General features: G+C 50.5%; 23 protein-coding genes. 22 read left to right on the plus strand and 1 reads right to left on the minus strand.

Annotated elements, in window-relative coordinates; translation table 11 throughout:
• The 22 genes from AB1I67_RS10915 (at window position 1) to AB1I67_RS11020 (ending at window position 17,286) form a co-directional block, all read left to right on the plus strand.
• A complete protein-coding gene (locus AB1I67_RS10915) occupies window positions 1-789 on the plus strand; it encodes a DUF6062 family protein (protein WP_367029895.1) in 789 nt (262 codons plus the stop codon).
• Window positions 790-856: 67 nt separating this feature from the next.
• Entirely contained in the window at window positions 857-1,447 is a 591-nt protein-coding gene (rbr, locus tag AB1I67_RS10920) for a rubrerythrin (RefSeq protein WP_367029896.1), read from the plus strand.
• Between the two features lie 95 nt (window positions 1,448-1,542).
• On the plus strand, window positions 1,543-2,208 hold the full coding sequence (locus tag AB1I67_RS10925; RefSeq protein ID WP_367029897.1) for an HAD family phosphatase: 666 nt from the start codon (window positions 1,543-1,545) through the stop codon (window positions 2,206-2,208).
• Window positions 2,209-3,123: a metallophosphoesterase gene (locus AB1I67_RS10930; protein WP_367029898.1), complete on the plus strand. Its 915-nt coding sequence runs from the start codon at window positions 2,209-2,211 to the stop codon at window positions 3,121-3,123.
• A gap of 408 nt (window positions 3,124-3,531) precedes the next feature.
• Window positions 3,532-4,335 carry a segregation/condensation protein A gene (locus AB1I67_RS10935; RefSeq protein WP_367029899.1) on the plus strand — a complete coding sequence of 268 codons (804 nt, stop codon included), beginning with the start codon at window positions 3,532-3,534 and terminating at the stop codon, window positions 4,333-4,335.
• Window positions 4,336-5,268, plus strand: a complete 933-nt coding sequence (gene scpB, locus AB1I67_RS10940; RefSeq protein WP_367029900.1) for an SMC-Scp complex subunit ScpB — start codon at window positions 4,336-4,338, stop codon at window positions 5,266-5,268.
• Entirely contained in the window at window positions 5,249-5,683 is a 435-nt protein-coding gene (locus AB1I67_RS10945; RefSeq protein ID WP_367029901.1) for a dUTP diphosphatase, read from the plus strand. The genes scpB and AB1I67_RS10945 overlap by 20 nt, the downstream gene beginning before the upstream one ends.
• Window positions 5,684-5,698: 15 nt before the next feature.
• The gene (locus AB1I67_RS10950; RefSeq protein WP_367029902.1) at window positions 5,699-6,562 is read left to right on the plus strand and encodes a tetratricopeptide repeat protein; all 864 of its coding nucleotides are present in this window, start codon (window positions 5,699-5,701) and stop codon (window positions 6,560-6,562) included.
• 9 nt (window positions 6,563-6,571) lie between these two features.
• Window positions 6,572-7,828, plus strand: a complete 1,257-nt coding sequence (gene hflX / locus AB1I67_RS10955; protein ID WP_367029903.1) for a GTPase HflX — start codon at window positions 6,572-6,574, stop codon at window positions 7,826-7,828.
• A gap of 195 nt (window positions 7,829-8,023) precedes the next feature.
• The gene (locus AB1I67_RS10960) at window positions 8,024-10,417 is read left to right on the plus strand and encodes a ribonucleoside triphosphate reductase (RefSeq protein ID WP_367029904.1); all 2,394 of its coding nucleotides are present in this window, start codon (window positions 8,024-8,026) and stop codon (window positions 10,415-10,417) included.
• Between the two features lie 182 nt (window positions 10,418-10,599).
• Window positions 10,600-11,190, plus strand: coding sequence for a chromate transporter (locus tag AB1I67_RS10965; protein WP_367029905.1), 591 nt, complete (start codon window positions 10,600-10,602; stop codon window positions 11,188-11,190).
• Complete coding sequence (locus tag AB1I67_RS10970) at window positions 11,187-11,744, plus strand: chromate transporter (protein ID WP_367029906.1); 558 nt, start codon at window positions 11,187-11,189, stop codon at window positions 11,742-11,744. The genes AB1I67_RS10965 and AB1I67_RS10970 overlap by 4 nt, the downstream gene beginning before the upstream one ends.
• A 14-nt stretch (window positions 11,745-11,758) precedes the next feature.
• Complete coding sequence (locus AB1I67_RS10975) at window positions 11,759-12,163, plus strand: hypothetical protein (protein ID WP_367029907.1); 405 nt, start codon at window positions 11,759-11,761, stop codon at window positions 12,161-12,163.
• A gap of 36 nt (window positions 12,164-12,199) precedes the next feature.
• The gene (locus tag AB1I67_RS10980; protein WP_367029908.1) at window positions 12,200-12,520 is read left to right on the plus strand and encodes a hypothetical protein; all 321 of its coding nucleotides are present in this window, start codon (window positions 12,200-12,202) and stop codon (window positions 12,518-12,520) included.
• A gap of 27 nt (window positions 12,521-12,547) precedes the next feature.
• Window positions 12,548-12,961, plus strand: coding sequence for an EamA family transporter (locus AB1I67_RS10985; protein ID WP_367029909.1), 414 nt, complete (start codon window positions 12,548-12,550; stop codon window positions 12,959-12,961).
• 84 nt (window positions 12,962-13,045) lie between these two features.
• Window positions 13,046-13,699, plus strand: coding sequence for a DUF4317 family protein (locus tag AB1I67_RS10990; RefSeq protein ID WP_367029910.1), 654 nt, complete (start codon window positions 13,046-13,048; stop codon window positions 13,697-13,699).
• A 33-nt stretch (window positions 13,700-13,732) separates the two neighbouring features.
• A complete protein-coding gene (locus tag AB1I67_RS10995; RefSeq protein WP_367029911.1) occupies window positions 13,733-13,990 on the plus strand; it encodes a TfoX/Sxy family protein in 258 nt (85 codons plus the stop codon).
• Window positions 13,991-14,007: 17 nt separating this feature from the next.
• On the plus strand, window positions 14,008-14,370 hold the full coding sequence (locus tag AB1I67_RS11000; RefSeq protein WP_367029912.1) for a VOC family protein: 363 nt from the start codon (window positions 14,008-14,010) through the stop codon (window positions 14,368-14,370).
• 26 nt (window positions 14,371-14,396) lie between these two features.
• Complete coding sequence (locus tag AB1I67_RS11005) at window positions 14,397-14,972, plus strand: hypothetical protein (protein WP_367029913.1); 576 nt, start codon at window positions 14,397-14,399, stop codon at window positions 14,970-14,972.
• Window positions 14,973-15,016: 44 nt separating this feature from the next.
• On the plus strand, window positions 15,017-16,231 hold the full coding sequence (locus AB1I67_RS11010; protein ID WP_367029914.1) for a YcxB family protein: 1,215 nt from the start codon (window positions 15,017-15,019) through the stop codon (window positions 16,229-16,231).
• Window positions 16,228-16,767 (plus strand): GNAT family N-acetyltransferase, encoded by a 540-nt coding sequence (locus AB1I67_RS11015; RefSeq protein ID WP_367029915.1) that lies wholly within the window; start codon window positions 16,228-16,230, stop codon window positions 16,765-16,767. Before AB1I67_RS11010 ends, AB1I67_RS11015 begins: the two co-directional genes overlap by 4 nt.
• A gap of 39 nt (window positions 16,768-16,806) precedes the next feature.
• On the plus strand, window positions 16,807-17,286 hold the full coding sequence (locus AB1I67_RS11020; protein WP_367029916.1) for a DUF3592 domain-containing protein: 480 nt from the start codon (window positions 16,807-16,809) through the stop codon (window positions 17,284-17,286).
• Between the two features lie 73 nt (window positions 17,287-17,359).
• On the opposite strand, the gene AB1I67_RS11025 is transcribed toward AB1I67_RS11020, so the two are convergent.
• A complete protein-coding gene (locus AB1I67_RS11025) occupies window positions 17,360-18,634 on the minus strand; it encodes a peptidoglycan-binding protein (protein ID WP_367029917.1) in 1,275 nt (424 codons plus the stop codon).
• Between the last annotated feature and the right edge of the window lie 10 nt (window positions 18,635-18,644).

Raw genomic sequence — 18,644 nt, forward strand, 5'->3', positions numbered from 1 at the left:
ATGATGAAAGAAAAATTATATACGATCGAACTGACAGATGCGGTAAAGGCGGGAGACGAGTGCCTGTTCTGCTGGCTGGAGCGCAAGCTGGAACAGGAAAATCTGGAATTCGTGCTGGGTTCGTCCTATATGGAAAGTGACATCCGGGAGAAGACCAGTGAAAAAGGTTTTTGCCGCCATCACACAAAGATGATGTATGATTATGGAAACACTCTGGGCAACGCGTGGATTCTCAAATCCCGGATGGAACACATGAACCGGGAATTCAAGGAGCAGATGAAGCGGTATGGTCATGGAAGCAGCCCTAAGAAAACTGCCGGGAAGATATCCCTGTTTTCTGCCATAAAGGCAGGCGGCAGCAAAAATACCAGATCAGCTGTGGGAGAATGGCTGCTTTCGGAGGAGGATCATTGCTATATCTGCAGCCGGATGCAGGAAATCTATGGACGGATGCTGGATACGTTTGTGTATATGCTGCGGGAGGACGCTGCTTTTGGAGCACTTTTGATGGAGTCCAACGGTTTTTGCCTGCACCATTTTGCTGACGTTTTAGAGATCTGCGAGGAAAAATTGAATCCGGCGGAAAGAGAAGCGTGGGTACCCAGACTGGGCGGGCTGATGGAGAAGAATTTAGACCGGATCCAGGCAGATATTGACTGGCTGATCGAGAAATATGATTACCGCAACAAGGATGCGGACTGGAAGCAGTCGAAGGATGCGGTGCAGCGCACCATGCAGAAGCTGACCGGCGGACATCCGGCAGATCCAGTATTCCAGAACAGAAAATAGTGGAATAATCTGGCGGGGCTGGGAGATATTAATGAAAAGCAGAGAAAATAAAAGGAGGCTTTTCATTATGGATTTAAAAAGCAGCGAGACAGCAAAGAATCTGATGCGCGCATTTGCAGGCGAGAGCCAGGCCAGAAACCGTTATACATTTTCGGCGGGTAAGGCGAAAGCAGAGGGATATCCGGTGATCGGATCTGCCTTTTTGTTTACGGCGGAGCAGGAAAAGGAACATGCGGAAATCTTCTATAATTATTTAAAGGAGCTTTGCGGACAGAATATTTTTATTGACGGCGGTTATCCGGTGGACCAGTATGATAAAAGCCTGGACCTTTTAAAAGCGGCAAGACATAATGAGTATGAAGAATACCAGGATGTATACCGGAATTTCGGAAATATCGCGAAGGAGGAGGGCTTTAGCCAGATTGCGGGAACCTTCTATAAGGTTGCGGATATTGAGCGGATCCACGGAGACCGGTTCCAGATGTTCGCGGATTATTTAGAGCAGAACAAACTGTTTGTATCAGATGTGGAGACCGGATGGATGTGCCTCAACTGCGGCTACGTGTTTACCGGCACGCAGGCGCCGCCGAAATGTCCGGTATGCAGCCATGAGCAGGGATATTTTATCCGATTGGAGCTTGCGCCATATATCCGGTAAGCTTATAATAGATTTGATGCAGCGGTGAGGGTACTGACCGGTTGCGATTTGATTTGAATAATCCGGAGGACCGGAGGTTTGAGAGGCAGATACGAATGATAAACAGAGACGTGAAAGCGGTCATATTTGACCAGGATGGACTGATGTTCGACACAGAGCGCATATCGGTGGAGGCATGGCATTTGGTGGGAGAGGAGTGGGGAATCCACTTAGAGGAGGAATTCTTAAGTACCGTACGCGGCATGAATGTGCGGGATGCGGCAGAGCGGTTCCGCCAGGAGTTGGGCGGCTCTGTGGATTACGTGCGTTTTAAAGAGGAAAAGCAGGAGCGTTTTGAGGCCATGCTGAGGCAGCGGGGGATTCCGGTGAAGCCGGGCCTTAAGGAGCTTCTGGCATTTTTAAAGGAGCATGGCTACAAGATTGCCATGGCTACTGCCAGCACAAAAGAATATTCCCTGGAGAATTTAAGAGAAGCGGGGATTGAAGATTATTTTGATTATATCATTACCGGGGATATGGTGGTTCATGCAAAACCGGACCCGGAGGTGTTCTTAAAGTCTGCGGAGGCTCTGGGAGAAAGACCGGAAAACTGTATGGTTTTAGAAGACAGTTTAAACGGTCTGGAGGCAGGGCTCCGGGGTGGTTTTATCACGGTCATGGTGCCGGATCTGACCCAGCCCGACGAGGCGCTCCGCAGCCGGGTGGACAGTGTATGTTCATCCCTGTTTCAAGTAAAGGAATTGCTGGAGGGCGTATCTTAAGTGAGTTCATCTGTAAAAGTGATATCTGCACTGCTGGCGGCTGGAGCCGCGGGTGCAGCCGGAGGCCTGGCCCGTTCCCGCTATGAAAGGGACTGCCTGACCGTGGAAGAGACTGAGATCATATCCCCGAAGATAAAGAAAGCCAGGACGGTGGTTTTTTTGTCAGACCTGCATGATAAAGAGTTTGGAAGGGAAAATGAGAGGCTGTTCCAGGTTCTCCGTGACGTAAGGCCGGACCTGGTGTTGATCGGAGGCGACACCATGGTAGCAAAGGCCGGTGCTGCAAAGCTGGATGTGACGGAGCGGCTTCTTGACGGGCTTTGCAGGATACTGAAAGAGGATGGCTCTTCCGGCCCTGCCGCGTCCTTCCGGATATTCTACGGCAATGGGAACCACGAGCAGCGCATGCGCAGGGAACGTACGGTATATGGCAGCCTGTATGGAGAGTTTCAGGCGCTTTTGAAAGCGTATGGGATCTGTTATCTTTCCAACCGTACCGTACAGTCCGGGGACGACATCTGCATCAGCGGACTGGACATTGATCAGAAATACTACCGGGATCTGGTCCCGGCGAGGATGAAAGCAGAGTACTTGACGAAACACCTGGGAAATGCGGATCGCAGCCGCTTCCAGATCCTGATGGCGCATTCCCCGCTCTTTTTCGACGCCTGTGCGGATTGGGGAGCGGACCTTACACTTTCGGGCCATTTTCATGGAGGTACCATAAGGATACCCGGACTGGGCGGAGTGATGACGCCCCAGTACCAGTTTTTCCTGCCGGTATGCGCAGGAACATTCGAACAAAACGGCCGCTATATGATCGTCAGCCGGGGACTGGGTACCCACTCCATCAATATCCGTATTTTTAATAAACCACAGGTGGTCGTTGTGCGGTTAAGGCCGGAAAATGACTGATGATAAAGTTTTGGCTGTTGTAGAAATCCCTGTTCCCTTGAGTTTCCGCATTTTGCAGCGGCGGCGGGCGGCGGTTCGGATAAACTGGTTTTTGTGACTTTGCAGGTCTTTAGAAGCTGTTAGTCCTCAGGATTTTCTGTTCTGACAGCGGAAGGGGGTGTCTGAGCGTTAGCGAGTTGCCCTTTCCGCTGGCAGGTTTTTAAGAAAATTCTGAGGGCTTACAGATTCTTAAGACCGAAACCGGAACAAAAACCAGTTTATCCGAACCGCCGCCCGCCGCCGCTGCAAAATGCGGAAACTCAGGCTCTTCTTTATTTACAGAACAGGGGTTTTTTGTTATACTGGTAGATACGTGAGAATCCGGGAACAGCCCGGAATGGCGATTTTAGGGAACAGGACAGGAGCGTCATGGCAGTATCAATATCGTACAAGCTGGAAAAGTTTGAAGGTCCCCTGGACCTGTTGTTGCATTTGATTGATAAGAATAAGGTGGATATTTACGATATTCCGATCGTGGAGATCACCCAGCAGTATCTGGATTATATGAACCAGATGGATAAGGAAGACTTAAACATTGTCAGCGACTTCCTGGTGATGGCAGCCACCCTTCTGGACATCAAATCCCGGATGCTCCTTCCCGCCCCGGTGGATGAGGAGGGCGAGGAGGAAGACCCGCGTGCGGAGCTGGTGGCGCGTCTTCTGGAGTATAAGAAATACAAGATGATGGCGCAGGAGCTTGCCGACATGGAAGAGAATGCACAGGGACTGCTCTTCAAAGCGCCGACTGTGCCGAAAGAGGTGGCGAAATACGAGCCGCCGGTGGATCTTGACAATCTTTTAGATGGCCTGACGTTAGCGCGGCTGCAGCGGATCTTTGAGTCTGTGATGAAACGGCAGCAGGACAAGGTGGACCCGATCCGCAGCAGCTTTGGCACCATAAAAAAAGAGCCTGTGAGCCTTGAGGACAAGATCTTAAATGTGCTGGGGTATGCCAGGAAGCACCGCAGCTTCAGCTTCCGGCAGATGCTGGAGCGGCAGAGCGACAAGCTGGAAGTGGTCGTGACATTCCTGGCGATCCTGGAGCTGATGAAGATGGGGAAGATCCAGCTGACCCAGGAGCATACGTTTGACGATATGTATATCGAGACCCTGGAGGCTGAGGGAGAGGAAACAGAACTTGACCTGGAGGAAATTGCAGGTCTGGAGGGATAGATGGGAAGTTTATTTGAAGAGGATGATGATTTCGATCTGGCTGCCATAGAAGCGAGACATGCTGAGATGGAAGCGGAGGCGCTCCTGGACAAGCTGGACGCCGGAGCGGCGCCAGGTGATGCTGAAAAGGACCGTGAGGAAACTGGCGGGATATTCCCGGAGAGCGACTGGGAGGCGATTGTGGAAGCCGTGTTGTTTACCATGGGGAATTCTGTGGAGCTGCGTCAGCTGGCGGTCGCCATTGACCAGAGCGAAAAAGTGACGAGACGGATTGTAGAAAACCTGCAGAAGCGGTATGAGCTTGAAAACCGAGGGATGCAGATCATTGCCCTGGAGGACTCTTATCAGATGAGTACACGGGCCAGGTTCTATGAAAATCTGATCCGGGTTGCAGCGACGCCTAAAAAGCATGTGCTCACGGACGTTGTTCTGGAAACTCTGTCGATCATTGCGTACAAGCAGCCGGTTACAAAGATGGAGATATCCAAGATAAGAGGCGTGTCCTCCGACCATGCGGTGAACCGTCTGGTGGAGTATGGGCTGATCTATGAGGTGGGCCGTCTGGATGCACCGGGAAGGCCGGCACTATTTGCCACCACAGAAGAGTTCCTGCGGAGATTCGGCGTTGGGTCGGCGACCGATCTGCCGACCATGAACCCGGAGCAGGAGGAAGAGATCATTCAGGAAGTGGAAGAAGAGCTGCAGATGAAGCTGAATGAGGTTCCTGAGGAGGGAGAGGAAGTCTCTGAAGGGGAAATGCCTGCGGTAGAGGAGTTGGCGGAAGAGGCAGCAGCGTCAGCGGAGACGGTGGTCGCGTTGGAAGAGGCAGCAGCGTCTGAGGAGACGGAGACTCCTGCAGCAGGGACAGCCGGCAAGCGGCAGGAAACAGATGAGGATGAGAGGAGCAGCAGAGATGCCGAAGATCAGGATTAAATATTTTAATGACAACATAGAAAAACTCACATACATAGGTGGTAAATCGGACTGGATCGATCTGCGGGCGGCAGAGGATCTGGAGCTTGCAGCGGGAGAGTTCAAGCTGATCCCTCTGGGAGTTGCCATGGAGCTGCCAAAGGGTTATGAGGCGCATGTTGTTCCGAGAAGCAGTACATATAAGAATTTTGGGATTATTCAGACGAACCATATGGGTGTGATCGATGAGACCTACTGTGGGGATAATGACCAGTGGTTTTTCCCGGCTTATGCCATGCGGGATACGCAGATCCATGCAGGAGACCGGATCTGCCAGTTCCGTATTATGGAGCACCAGCCGGCGATTGTATTTGATGAAGTAGAGTCACTTGGACATGAGGACCGGGGCGGTCATGGAAGCACCGGCAGAAAGTAGAGAAAGCAGACTGACGTGGAACGATACGAGAGAGAGAATGAGGGGCGCAGGCGCAGCCAGACGATGTCTGGACAGCCGGAACGCAGGCGTGGTCAGACGGCATCCGCTCAGCCGGAACGCAGGCGTTTTCAACCGGAAACAGGAGATGCCAGGCAGGGACAGATGCCTTCCGGACAGGCAAGGGCGCGCGCCATGGCCCGGCGCAGGAGGAAACAGAGACAGCGCAGGATGATCCTGGGCAGTTTGCTGCTGGTGATTTTGCTGATTGCGGGCGGGACCAGCTTTGGCGTGGTCCATTACAGGAATTTAAAAGAGAAGCAGGCCTTCGCATCAGCAGGGATCGAGGCCATGGAGCAGGGCGATTATGAGGCGGCGATCGTAAGCTTTGACCAGGCGCTTTTAAAAGCGGACGGAAAGATCGGGGCCTTTGAAAAAGATGTATTACTTTACCGGGCCGAGGCAGAATATAAGCAGGAGGATTATCCGGCAGCAAAGAATACCTATGAGCTTCTTTTAAAAGAAGACAAAGACAATGCTGAATACAAAAAGGGCATGGTACTCTGTCTGGTAGAGGCAGGCGATTATGGAGCGGCGCTGGACTTAGAGGTGCTTCAGGGGACCGTTTACAACCGGATGGCGAAGGAACAGATCGAAGCCGGACAGTACGACCGGGCGCTGGAATACATTGAGCAGGGAAAGACATTTGCGGAAGAATCGGCGGGCAGGGAGCTTGCGTTCAATGAGGCGGCTGCCTGGGAGTACAAGCATGACTATGCAAAGGCCCTGGAGCTGTTTGAAGCATATGTGCAGAAATATGGCGCGGATGAGACCGCAGAACGGGAGATTGCCTTTTTAAAGACCCGCCAGGGCAGTCATTAAGGAGTATAGATGGCAGAACTTATAGAAGTAAAAGAAGTAGAAGAGCGAGTGATCCTGATCGCAGTCAGTTTAAGCGACGAGGATGATACGGCGGCCTCTCTGGACGAACTGGAGGAGTTAGTCAAGACAGCGGGAGCCGTGACCGTGGACAAGATGATGCAGAACCGGGAGCGGATCCATCCGGGAACCTATCTGGGAAAGGGAAAGATCGAGGAGGTTCGGGAGCGTATCTGGGAGCTTAACGCCACCGGAGTTGTCTGTGATGATGAACTCTCTCCGGCCCAGCTTCGGAATCTGGAGGATGCGCTGGATACCAAGGTCATGGACCGGACTATGGTCATCCTGGATATCTTTGCGGCAAGGGCTACCACCAGCGAGGGGAAGATCCAGGTAGAGCTGGCCCAGCTCAAGTACCGGGCAGCCCGGCTGGTGGGACTTAGAAGCTCCCTGTCCCGTCTGGGCGGCGGCATCGGGACCAGAGGTCCGGGTGAGAAAAAGCTGGAGATGGACCGTCGTCTGATCCATGAGCGGATCGGACAGCTGAAAGCAGAGCTGGAGGAAGTGAAGCGCCACCGGGATGTGATACGGAAACAGCGGGAAAAGGCCCACACGCCTGTTGCCGCGATCGTGGGCTATACTAATGCGGGGAAGTCCACACTGTTAAATCGTCTGACGGATGCAGGGATACTGGCGGAAGATAAGCTGTTCGCAACCCTGGACCCGACCACCCGCGGCCTGGAGCTGGAGAGCGGACAGAAGATTCTTCTGACGGATACCGTAGGATTTATCCGGAAGCTGCCCCACCATCTGATCGAAGCGTTCAAGAGCACGCTGGAGGAAGCAAAATACAGTGATATCATCCTTCACGTAGTGGACTGCTCCAACCCCAATATGGATATGCAGATGCATGTGGTGTATGAAACCCTGCGTGAGCTGGAAGTGGAGGACAAGATCATCGTCACGGTCTTCAATAAGACGGACAAAAAAACAGATGATGAATTTCCGAGAGATCTTAAGTCGGATTATCAGGTGCGGATCTCTGCAAAAACCGGGGAAGGATTAGGAGAGCTTATAGATACCCTGGAAAAGATCTTAAGAAGTCAGAAAGTGTATCTGGAACGTCTCTTTTCTTACCAGGAAGCGGGAAAGATTCAGACGATTCGGAAGTATGGGGAGCTGCTCTCGGAGGAGTACGAGGCGGACGGAATCGCCGTAAAAGCCTATGTTCCGGCAGAATTATTCGCCGGTCTGGTGACAAAACCGTGATGTCCCGTTGGACAGATCAGTTATAAGAAAATGTGATAAGACACAATATCTATGTTTCGCGTTTTTGAGCAAAACTAGATATTGTGTTTTCTTTTTGGCTCTGCTATAATCTATAACATAGCGCGATGATCGCGGTGAATTTTTTGGGAGTATTCGGTGGTTGAACCGGCAGGTGCGAAAGGAGAAAGGGATTTCATGATCAATGTAGTAAAACGCGACGGGGAAGTTGCGGAGTTTAGTCTGAATAAGATCACAGAGGCGATTAAGAAAGCATTTAAGGCTACGGGAAAGGATTACAACAACGAGATACTGGAGCTGCTGTCTCTGCGTGTGACCTCTGATTTCCAGGGGAAGATGCATGAGGGCAGTATTTCCGTAGAGCAGATACAGGACAGTGTCGAGCATGTGCTGGAGCAGACCGGTTATACGGATGTGGCGAAGGCTTATATTTTGTACCGCAAGCAGCGGGAGAAGATCCGCAACATGAAGACGACCATCCTGGATTACAAGGATGTGGTGAACAGCTACGTGAAGGTGGAAGACTGGCGTGTCAAGGAGAATTCCACTGTTACATATTCTGTGGGGGGACTGATCTTAAGCAACTCCGGTGCGGTCACTGCCAACTACTGGCTGTCTGAGATCTACGACCAGGAGATCGCGGAGGCACACCGCAATGCGGATATCCATATCCACGATCTGTCCATGCTGACCGGATACTGTGCAGGCTGGTCCTTAAAGCAGCTTTTGATCGAAGGGCTGGGCGGTATCCCGGGCAAGATCACCTCTGCACCGGCGAAGCATTTATCCGTGCTCTGCAACCAGATGGTGAACTTTCTGGGCATTATGCAGAATGAGTGGGCGGGCGCCCAGGCATTCTCTTCCTTTGATACCTATCTGGCTCCATTTGTGAAAGCGGACAACCTAACCTATCAGGAAGTAAAGAAATGTATTGAATCCTTCATTTACGGCGTCAATACTCCAAGCCGCTGGGGGACCCAGGCACCGTTCTCCAACATCACCCTGGACTGGACCGTTCCGAATGATATGGCGGAGCTTCCGGCGATCGTGGGCGGCAAGGAGATGGATTTTAAGTACAAGGACTGCAAACGCGAGATGGATATGGTCAATAAGGCATTTATTGAGACCATGATCGAGGGCGATGCCAACGGCCGCGGTTTCCAGTATCCGATCCCTACCTATTCCATTACCAGGGATTTTGACTGGTCAGACACGGAGAACAACCGGCTGCTGTTTGAGATGACCTCCAAGTACGGCACCCCGTATTTTTCCAACTATATCAACAGCGATATGGAGCCGAGCGATGTGCGCAGCATGTGCTGCCGTCTGCGCCTGGACCTTCGGGAGCTGCGCAAGAAGACCGGCGGATTCTTCGGTTCCGGCGAGAGCACCGGATCTGTAGGCGTTGTGACCATCAATATGCCGAGGATCGCATATCTTGCAAAGGATGAAGAGGATTTTTACGATAAGCTGGACAATATGATGGATATTTCGGCCCGTTCCTTAAGGGTGAAGCGGGAAGTGATCACGAAGCTTTTAAACGGCGGTCTGTATCCCTATACAAAGAGGTATCTGGGCAGCTTTGAGAATCATTTTTCCACCATCGGGCTGATCGGTATGAATGAGGTGGGCTTAAATGCCAGATGGATCGGAAAGGATATGACGGACCCGGAGACCCAGCAGTTTACCAAGGATGTGCTGAACCATATGAGGGAGCGTCTGGTGATGTACCAGGAGCAGTATGGCGACTTATATAACCTTGAGGCAACCCCTGCGGAGTCCACTACCTATCGTCTGGCAAAACATGATGTGAAGAAATACCCGGACATCAAGACAGCGGGCTGCAAGGGAGACACCCCTTACTATACCAACAGCTCCCATCTGCCGGTGGATTATACCGCGGACATTTTCGAGGCGCTGGATATCCAGGATCAGCTTCAGACCCTGTACACATCAGGGACCGTGTTCCATGCATTCCTGGGAGAGAAGCTGCCTGACTGGAAGGCCGCAGCAAAGCTGGTGCGGACCGTTGCGGAGAACTACCGCCTGCCGTATTATACGTTGTCGCCCACTTATTCGATCTGCAGGGACCACGGGTATCTGATCGGCGAGCACAAGACCTGTCCGATCTGCGGACGGGAAGCCGAGGTATACAGCCGTATCACCGGGTACTATCGTCCGGTGAAGAACTGGAACGAGGGCAAGACCCAGGAGTACAAGAACCGTACCGCATATGATGTGACTCACTCTGTCTTGAGGAAGAACCCGGAAGCTGCAAGGCAGCTGTCGGAGGCTCTGACCGGGAATGAAGGAGCAGTGGAGTCAGCTCAGTCCCGGACTGAGTCCGGCGCGTATCTGTTCACAACAAAGACCTGTCCTAACTGCAAGATGGCAAAGGAGTTTTTGAAGGATGTGGACTATAAAGTGGTAGATGCGGAGGAGAATCCGGAGCTTACCAGCCAGTTTGGCATTATGCAGGCGCCGACCCTGGTGATCGTGAAGGACGGGAAGGTTGAGAAGTTTGTAAATGCTTCTAATATCCGGAAGTTCACAGAAGCATGTGTGAAATAGGCAGGATTCCGATTTAAAAAGAAGGATCGCCAGAACCAAAACTACAGTGGATTTGACAGCACTGTAGTTTTGGTTTTTTGTTTTCTGTTTTAAGGAGTAAAAGAGTGACATCTATATTCCGTGATGGTATAATATGAACACTTAGTGAAGACAAAACAATATTTCAGAAAGGAATATCTGACATGGCACTGCTGCGTGAACTTTTTTTCACATTTGCAAAGATCGGGACCTTTACCTTTGGGGGCGGATATGCAATGATTTCGCTCATAGACCATGAGTGTGTGGAAAAGAAACAGTGGATCACCTCAGATGAGCTGATGGATATTACCGTGATTGCAGAGTCCACTCCCGGACCGATCGCGATCAACTGTGCCACCTATACCGGCTACAGGAAGGCAGGTGTCGCCGGAGCTGTGATGGCAACGCTGGGAATGATACTGCCGTCGTTTTTTATTATTCTGGTCATTTCCATGTGTATGGAGAATCTGCTGAAATATCCAGTAGTTGTAAGTGCATTTCGGGGGATTCGGGTAGCCGTAGGGTTCCTGATCGTTCGGGCGGCCGTAAAGATGATCTGCAAGATGCTTAAGAAATCTTCAGCAGATATCCCGGCCAGGATCCGAAGTGTCAGCTTTGTAGCAGTGTCCTTTGGCATCACACTGGCGCTTGATCTTCAGGGCATCCGGTTTTCAACGATCTACCTGATCGTGACCGCAGGGGTGTTTGGATATTTTCTTTACTTTCTGCAGGAGCGGAAAGGGGCGGCATCATGATATACATCTCTCTGTTTCTGGCATTTTTTAAGATTGGAATGTTTGCATTTGGCGGGGCGTACGGGGCAGTACCGCTCATTCAGGAGAGTGTGCTGGCCCATGGGTGGATGGACGAAGCCATGTTTTCCAATATCGTAGCGATCAGCGAATCCACGCCGGGACCGATCATGGTCAACACCGCAACGTATATCGGGAACAGCCAGGCGGGGATACCGGGCGCTGCCGTTGCTACGCTGGGGGTAGTGCTGCCGTCATTTTTAATCATTCTGGTGATCACATCGATGCTGCATGGATTTCTGAAGAACCGGATCGTACAGGCAGTCTTAAAAGGTGTAAAACCATGTCTGATGGGAATCATCCTCGCAACAGGTGTTTTTATGGTGATAAAAGCTGTTTTTCCGGCAGTCGGGATTCCGAGCGTGGACTGGAAGGCGTGTGCCATCGTCATTTTTCTGGCAGCAGCGGCAGGAGTCAGCCGGTGTGTCAGCAGACGGGAAATATCCCCTGTTTTGCTGATCGTTTTTGCGGGTGTTTTGGGAACCTTGCTGTATTGAGCGGAGGAGACTATATGAAGGTTTACAGTTGGAAGACATTATTGGTGACGGTACTGGCAGGAGGGGCGGGTATTATCTTTTCAGTGTATGGAATGATCCAGGGGCAGATATTGAGCTATTTATGGCTTGTGATTTTTATATATTTTGTATGGAAGGGGATGCATGCCGCTTTAACTGACGAGGGTTACAAAAAGGATATGGAAAATTCTGAGAAGGGGAAACGGGTATACCAGGAGCTGTTCGGGAGATTTGCTCCCATTGCTCCATATGGAGCGCTTTTTTGTTTTCTGGCAGCCGCCATACTGGTCCGTCTGTTTCCGGACCGGATATGGATTGGCATGTGTTTTATCTTTGCGGCGCCGGTTTATCAGTTTTGGCTGACCAGAAAAGTAGGAAAGGAAATGGATAAGCATGAATGACAGAATACCATGGGGATTTTCTTAGGAGGAGATGAAATGTCTGGATTTATCATATGGGCGGCAGCCGGGATTGTGATAATCGGTTTTGGGGTTTTTTCTTTCTGTTTAAGGAAACCGGTGGGATTCTGGGCTAATGCAAGGATGTTTGAGGTGTCGGATTGTAAGAAATATAATGGTGCCATGGGTAAGCTATTCTGCGTGTATGGAATTGTTTTCATTGTGCTGGGGCTGCCTTTGCTTGAGGGGCAGGGTTCCCCGCTTGTGATGTTTTCGGTAATAGGTGTGATGATAGAAACGATTGTGGCTATGGCAGTTTATACCCTGGTCATAGAAGAAAAGTACCGGAAAAAGCAATGATGATTAAAAATGGGAGGTAAATGGAGTATGTGGATATTATTTGCATTGTTGTCTGCCATATTTGCGGCGCTGACCTCAATTCTGGCAAAGGTGGGAATTGAGGGAGTGAATTCCAATCTGGCAACGGCGGTCAGGACTGTGGTGGTCGTCATTATGGCGTGGGGGATGGTATTTCTGACCAATACCCAGAGCGGTATCTCTGAGATCAGTAAGAAGAGCTGGATCTTCCTGATCCTGTCGGGACTGGCAACAGGTGCGTCATGGATGTGCTACTACCGGGCTCTGCAGATGGGGGATGCCTCCAAGGTGGTGCCGATCGATAAGCTTAGTGTCATTATCACACTGGTGCTTGCTTTTGTTTTTTTGCATGAGGAGTTTACGGCAAAATCATTGATCGGATGCGTGCTGATCGGTGTTGGGACTCTGGTCATGGTCCTGTAACCGGAGAGGATCGATACCGGTGGAGACTGATACCAGCGGAAATTGACAGCGGCAACAATATAGAAAATATGGAGTTGACAGAACATGAGTGACAGAATCAACAGAGATGATATGATGGAGCTGACCAGACGGCTGACTCTTTCCCGCAATTCCATCGGAAGGATCGCGGGCTGTTATGTGGACAGGGACGGAGATTTTGATGGGAGTTTTAATACGAATTTTCTGAAATTATCAGCACAGGAGCGGATGAAGAAGCTGAAGCTGGCCAAGGCGGTTTTATTTGCGGAGACCAATCAGAATCTGAAGAAATATGGATTTTCAGAAAATACACGGAAGCCGGGCAGCATGTGGCAGTTGCTCATGGGGATGCGGGAGTGCGGGCTGAAAAATGATGCCCTGATGGACACCTTCTATGATATTATAATGGAAAAATATCGGGCGGATTCGGAGTATGCCATTTTAGTATACCATGGCAGCTATGACGTCCCCCTGAAGGCTTCCGACAAGGAGAGCCTGTGGGATTCGGAGGAGGTGTATACCTATATGATCTGCGCCATCTGCCCGTTATCAGGGGAATATGAGCCGGGAGAGCCCACATGCGGTTTTCTGTTTCCGGCATTCACGGATCGGAGCAGCGATGTGAATCATATTGCGGTATTTAAAGAAGGCGCAGACAACTCCTGTATGGAATTGCTGGAGATCTTGGGAGTTGACAGGAAGCCATCCGGAAATGTGTGAATAGAAGACGGATATGAAGGAGGAAATGTGGAGATGGGAGAGCTTTCAGGATTGCCGAATATTGGAAAAGTAGTAGAAGAACAGCTGAACCAGGTGGGAATCCATACGTTTGAAGACTTAAAAGAGCTGGGAGCGGAACAGGCGTGGTTAAAGATCCAGGAGATTGACGATTCTGCCTGTATCCACCGGCTTTTGGCGCTGGAAGGCGCGCTTAAGGGGGTTAAGAAGACGATGCTGCCGGAAGACAGGAAAGCAGAGCTGAAGGAATTTTATAAGTGGCACAAGAAATAGGTTAGAGGAGAACTGGAGTGAAATTAAAAAATATACTGATCGTGGTAAATGACATGGAGCGGTCAAAGGCTTTCTATAAAGATCTGTTCGGTTTAGATGTCATTCTGGACCAGGAGGGCAATGCCATATTATCGGAGGGGCTGGTACTTCAGGACGCCTCCGCATGGGAGCATGTTCTTGGAAAGGAGATCATTTCGAGGAACCATGCGGCGGAGCTTTACTTTGAAGAACCGGACATCGTGGGATTTGCAGCAAAGCTGGAGAATTATAAAGAGCCGATCCAGTATGTGAACCGGCTGACGGAGCACACATGGGGGCAGAAGATGATCCGCCTTTACGATCCGGATGGGAATCTGATCGAGGTGCGGACACCTGTGTGACCAGAAGGAATCATTCAGGGAGGCAGATGATGAAGTACGGTCATATCATTGTCATATTATCAGCAGTTGTAACGGCGGCGGGCTTTGGAATCACGGGCTGTCATATGATACCGCAAACTACAGCGTCAGAAAGCACGCAGGAGAGTGCAGCTGAAAGTAAGGTTACAGTCCGGCAGGGGGACAAAAGTATATGTCCATATGAAATTGTTGTATCTGCCATGACCTATGAAAAGAGCGCTAAGGCATGGCTCAGCGCAGATGGCGCGAGGCTTTCTCATCAGCTTCCCCAGGTGGCGGATCAGCTGCCGGATATCCAGTGGAAGGATGACTTTTCTGTGGATCTACCAGATGATGTTTCACTTTATTATATAGATCTGTTTGATCGTGAGTATGGGAGCCTGGAGCGCATCTATCCTGACGGGGAGAAAGATGGCGGGGATCAAATGGTAAATTCCATGGCAGGTTTTATGGAGTATGTATCAGAACTTCCCTCAGGCGCCTACTATATTTCTATTGCGGTCAATCGAAATGGCCGGTATGTAGAGTCAGAGGGAGAGTACGAACGGTTTGTGAACGAGTATGCATTTCGGCTGGAGAAATAACAGCAGATTTGAGACAGCGGTTATGGAATGCGGCAGGTGACACTATGGGAAAACAAAATTCTTTTTTTTACGTGCGCATAGAACGGGCAGATGAAATGCCTGTGGGAATGTGGAAACTGGTATTTCAAACGATGTTCAGCAGAAAAATATGGTTCAGCAAAAGCTCCTGGAAGGTCTGGGCCATATGGGCGTTTCTGTCGCTGTGGCTGTTGTCTTCCATGTCACGGTGGCTCCCGCATTTTGAACATATGCTGCCCCGGTTATTGGTCTGGGTGGCGGCCACTGCAGTATTGATGGCTGCGGCTATAGCCGCCGTTGCATTGTTGTGTATCTTTTATCTGAAACATTCCTGGAATGACCCTGAAAAAAGAACGCAGTTTTGTCAGGATATATGGTTTTACGAAGATCATATTCTGGTGGAAAAAACTTCCTGTACCGTAGAGATCCCCTGCGTAGAAATTGCAGATATCAAAGAACAGGAAAATCAGTTTATTCTGCAAATGAATAATGGAAACACTATGATCCTTCCTAAGAAAAGTTTTTTAGAAGGGAATCCGTCAGAATTTTGTGCTTTTATGCAGAAGTCGGTCAGGCTGGCTAAAGAAGCTGCAGGAAGCCAGAGAGTCATCCCCCTATCCTCAAACGGGATGGCTGCCGCATTTACGATTTGCCGCCATAGGTCGATGGAAGGGGCGTATGCTGCAAAACTGTGTGAAACTTGGAGCAATGGGGGAAATAAAGACAGAAGCTGGATCTGGAAAGAGTTCCTGTTTCCGTTTGGAGCGACAACGATCATTCTGATCTGGGTGCTGTTTGTGCAGCAGTCAGGAGCTGTTTGGCATATGGTATTTCCATACTTCCTGTTGACGGAAGGTATCCTGTTTGTCCTGTGCCTGGGATTTACCGGCTGGGGCAACAGAAAGCGAGCTATTCGGAAAAAGCTGAAAAGGGAAGTCCGAAGGGACTGGAATAAGCAGCGGAGGGAAGCCTGTGAGGAGGCATGGGAGTTTCGTTTTTATGATACCTGTTTTAAAAAGTGCATGCAGGGAGGCTCGATCACCTATGGCTATGAAAATATCAGGAGGCTCGTTCTCTGCGGGCAGTATCTGCTGTTTTTGATGGAGCGCCCGGAAGGGACTGCCTATGTCCTGGATTTTGATATGAGAGAGGTGGCCATTCCAGAACAGTTCTGTATGTTTATCCAGGAGAGATGCGGCAGGAAGATAGAAGAAGACAACTATGGAGAGAGATGGAAATGATTGTATATAAGAGACTGAAAAGCCAGGATATCACCCGTTCCCTGTTTGACGGATTTATCAGGACCCAGAAGGTGACAAAGTGCTGGCGCCGGGAACACGGAGAGTGGGTGATCCGGGACGCCGCATTTGTGGACGACTGGGGAGAAGCGGAATACAAAGAGCTGATCCGGTGTCTGCAAAACACAGCTGAGACAGGAGGACTGGTTATGGGGGCATTTTTTGGTCAGCGCCTTGCAGGGTTTGTTTCTGTGGAACAGGCGCCGCTTGGCAGCCGGGGGCAGTATATGGACTTGTCAAGTATCCATGTATCCCATGATATGCGAGGGCATGGGATAGGAAAGAAGCTGTTTTCCATGGCTGCGGATTTTGCCAGGGAAAATGGCAGGGAAAAGATTTATATATCCGGTCACTCCGCAGTGGAAACCCAGGCATTTTACCAAAGCCTGGGCTGTGTAGAGGCAAAAGAGTATGATCCGGCGCATGTAAAGCGGGAACCTTTCGACTGTCAGTTGGAGTATGATGTCACGGCGAGGTGACTGCAGATCGGATCAGGATACAGGTCGGGGAGGATCGTTTTGGACAGAGATTTGATATATGCCATTGTTATACTTTGGATCATCCTGTTGTATGCAGGGATCAGCTCTTACATCAAAGGAAAGTCAAAAATAACGGAAATGGATTCGAGATGTACAAGGCGGACCATGGGTACGATCCGTTATCTGTCAAAGGGACTTTGTTTTGATGGGATTGGGAATATCAATACAAGGGGGCCGGCGAAGGAGTACGGGCTAAAGTATTCGGTGCTCCGGTACATGGTGTACGAGTTTTCCGTGGAGGGTGATACTTTCAGCGGGATTGACGCCAGGGTCCCATTTTCCATATTTTCGGCTGGAAAACCTGGTGAAGAGGTTGAACTTTACTATAATGAGAATAAACCGGAGGAGTTCATCTGCCATAAAGAAGATGTCAATGTCAGATATGGCGGGATGATATCAGCTGCGTTTATAGCGGCATGTATTACCATTTTCATATGTGTTACGTCTGTCTGGGGCTGAATGTTTTCTCCTATGATGTTTGGACAGCCTATAGGCCGGAAGTCCGCTGCGGACTTCCGGCTTTTTAAATGTGTTACGGATTCAGTTCTCCGATCCCGGACACGCCCACATAAATATGGGAGATCTTATACCAGGTTGCAAAGTCGATCACGCCTGTCTGAGGCAGTCCGAAGATGGACTGGAATTCGCTCACGGCAGCGGCGGTAGCCGGGCCGTAGATTCCGTCCGGCGTTACCCGCGGGATTGCGGAATAGACGGTTGCGATGGCGTCAAGCTGTTCCTGGACCTGTTGGACTTTTTGTCCGGTGGAGCCGATGGTCAGGTCATATCCGGGCCAGGAGGCGGGGATTCCGGAGATTTCCTCGGCTGTGTTGATGTACATGCTGTCGCCGTAGTAATGCCGCAGGATCTCAATGGGGCTGTAGCCGCGCTCGCCCAAAGAGCAGGAACCCCACTGGGTCATCCATCCCCGGTTTAAGCACTGTACCTTCCGGCCGTCACAGTATTGGGTGAGGATCGGCTGTTTGACCTCCGGGCGGGACAGATAGTTGTCGAAGATCTCATCTACGATCACAGAAATACTCTCAAAAATATTTCGGCCATAGATCCACTTGTGGTCAAAAGCGGTGGAAGAGGTGATGGTAAAATCATATCCCCGGTTCCGGTAGTGTTCTGTATAAACACGATTTAAAGTAAAGCTCATGATCGCAAGCACATTCGCAGTGATCGTGGCCTGAGGCCAGGTGGCATAGATCTCACTGGAAGCCACGTTTTTGATGTAATCCCGGTAGGGCACATAATAATTGGGGGCGGAGGCATCCGTTGGAACCCCATCGTGTACAATGACAGTCTGCGGGACTACAACACGGCTCAAGACAATCTCGCCGCTCTCCCCGACCGGCTGGATCTCCGGTTCTGCGATCTTGGGCGGATAGTCGCCGTAGAGGGTGTGTTCCGGAATGATGATCGGATTTTCCACTGCCTCCGGGTCGTCTTCCGGCTCTAAGCGCACAGGCTGGATGGCGGTGGCATCAGGCAGAACCTCAGTGCCCTCGATCAATGTTGGCTTAAAACCAGGCGCGGTGATGCGCAGGGTATAGTCTGAATAAGGCTGATTGCTGCCAGGTTCCAGGCTGTATTCAAGCGGCGGAGCGGCAAGCTCGATGTCCTCTGACTGCCCGGAGCTGTTGGTAGTCAGTTCCTCAAGCGTATTTGTGGGAGCGCCGGAGTAGGAGATAGAGATCCTTGCATCCCGAATGGGGAAATTATTGACCATATTTACTACATTTACCTGTAGAAAACCGCTGGACGGAAGCTCTGTGGCGGTGGCTCTCATATCTTTTTTCATAGAAATCCTC

It is taken from the genome of Clostridium sp. AN503 (assembly GCF_040719375.1).
Taxonomy (GTDB): domain Bacteria; phylum Bacillota; class Clostridia; order Lachnospirales; family Lachnospiraceae; genus Brotaphodocola.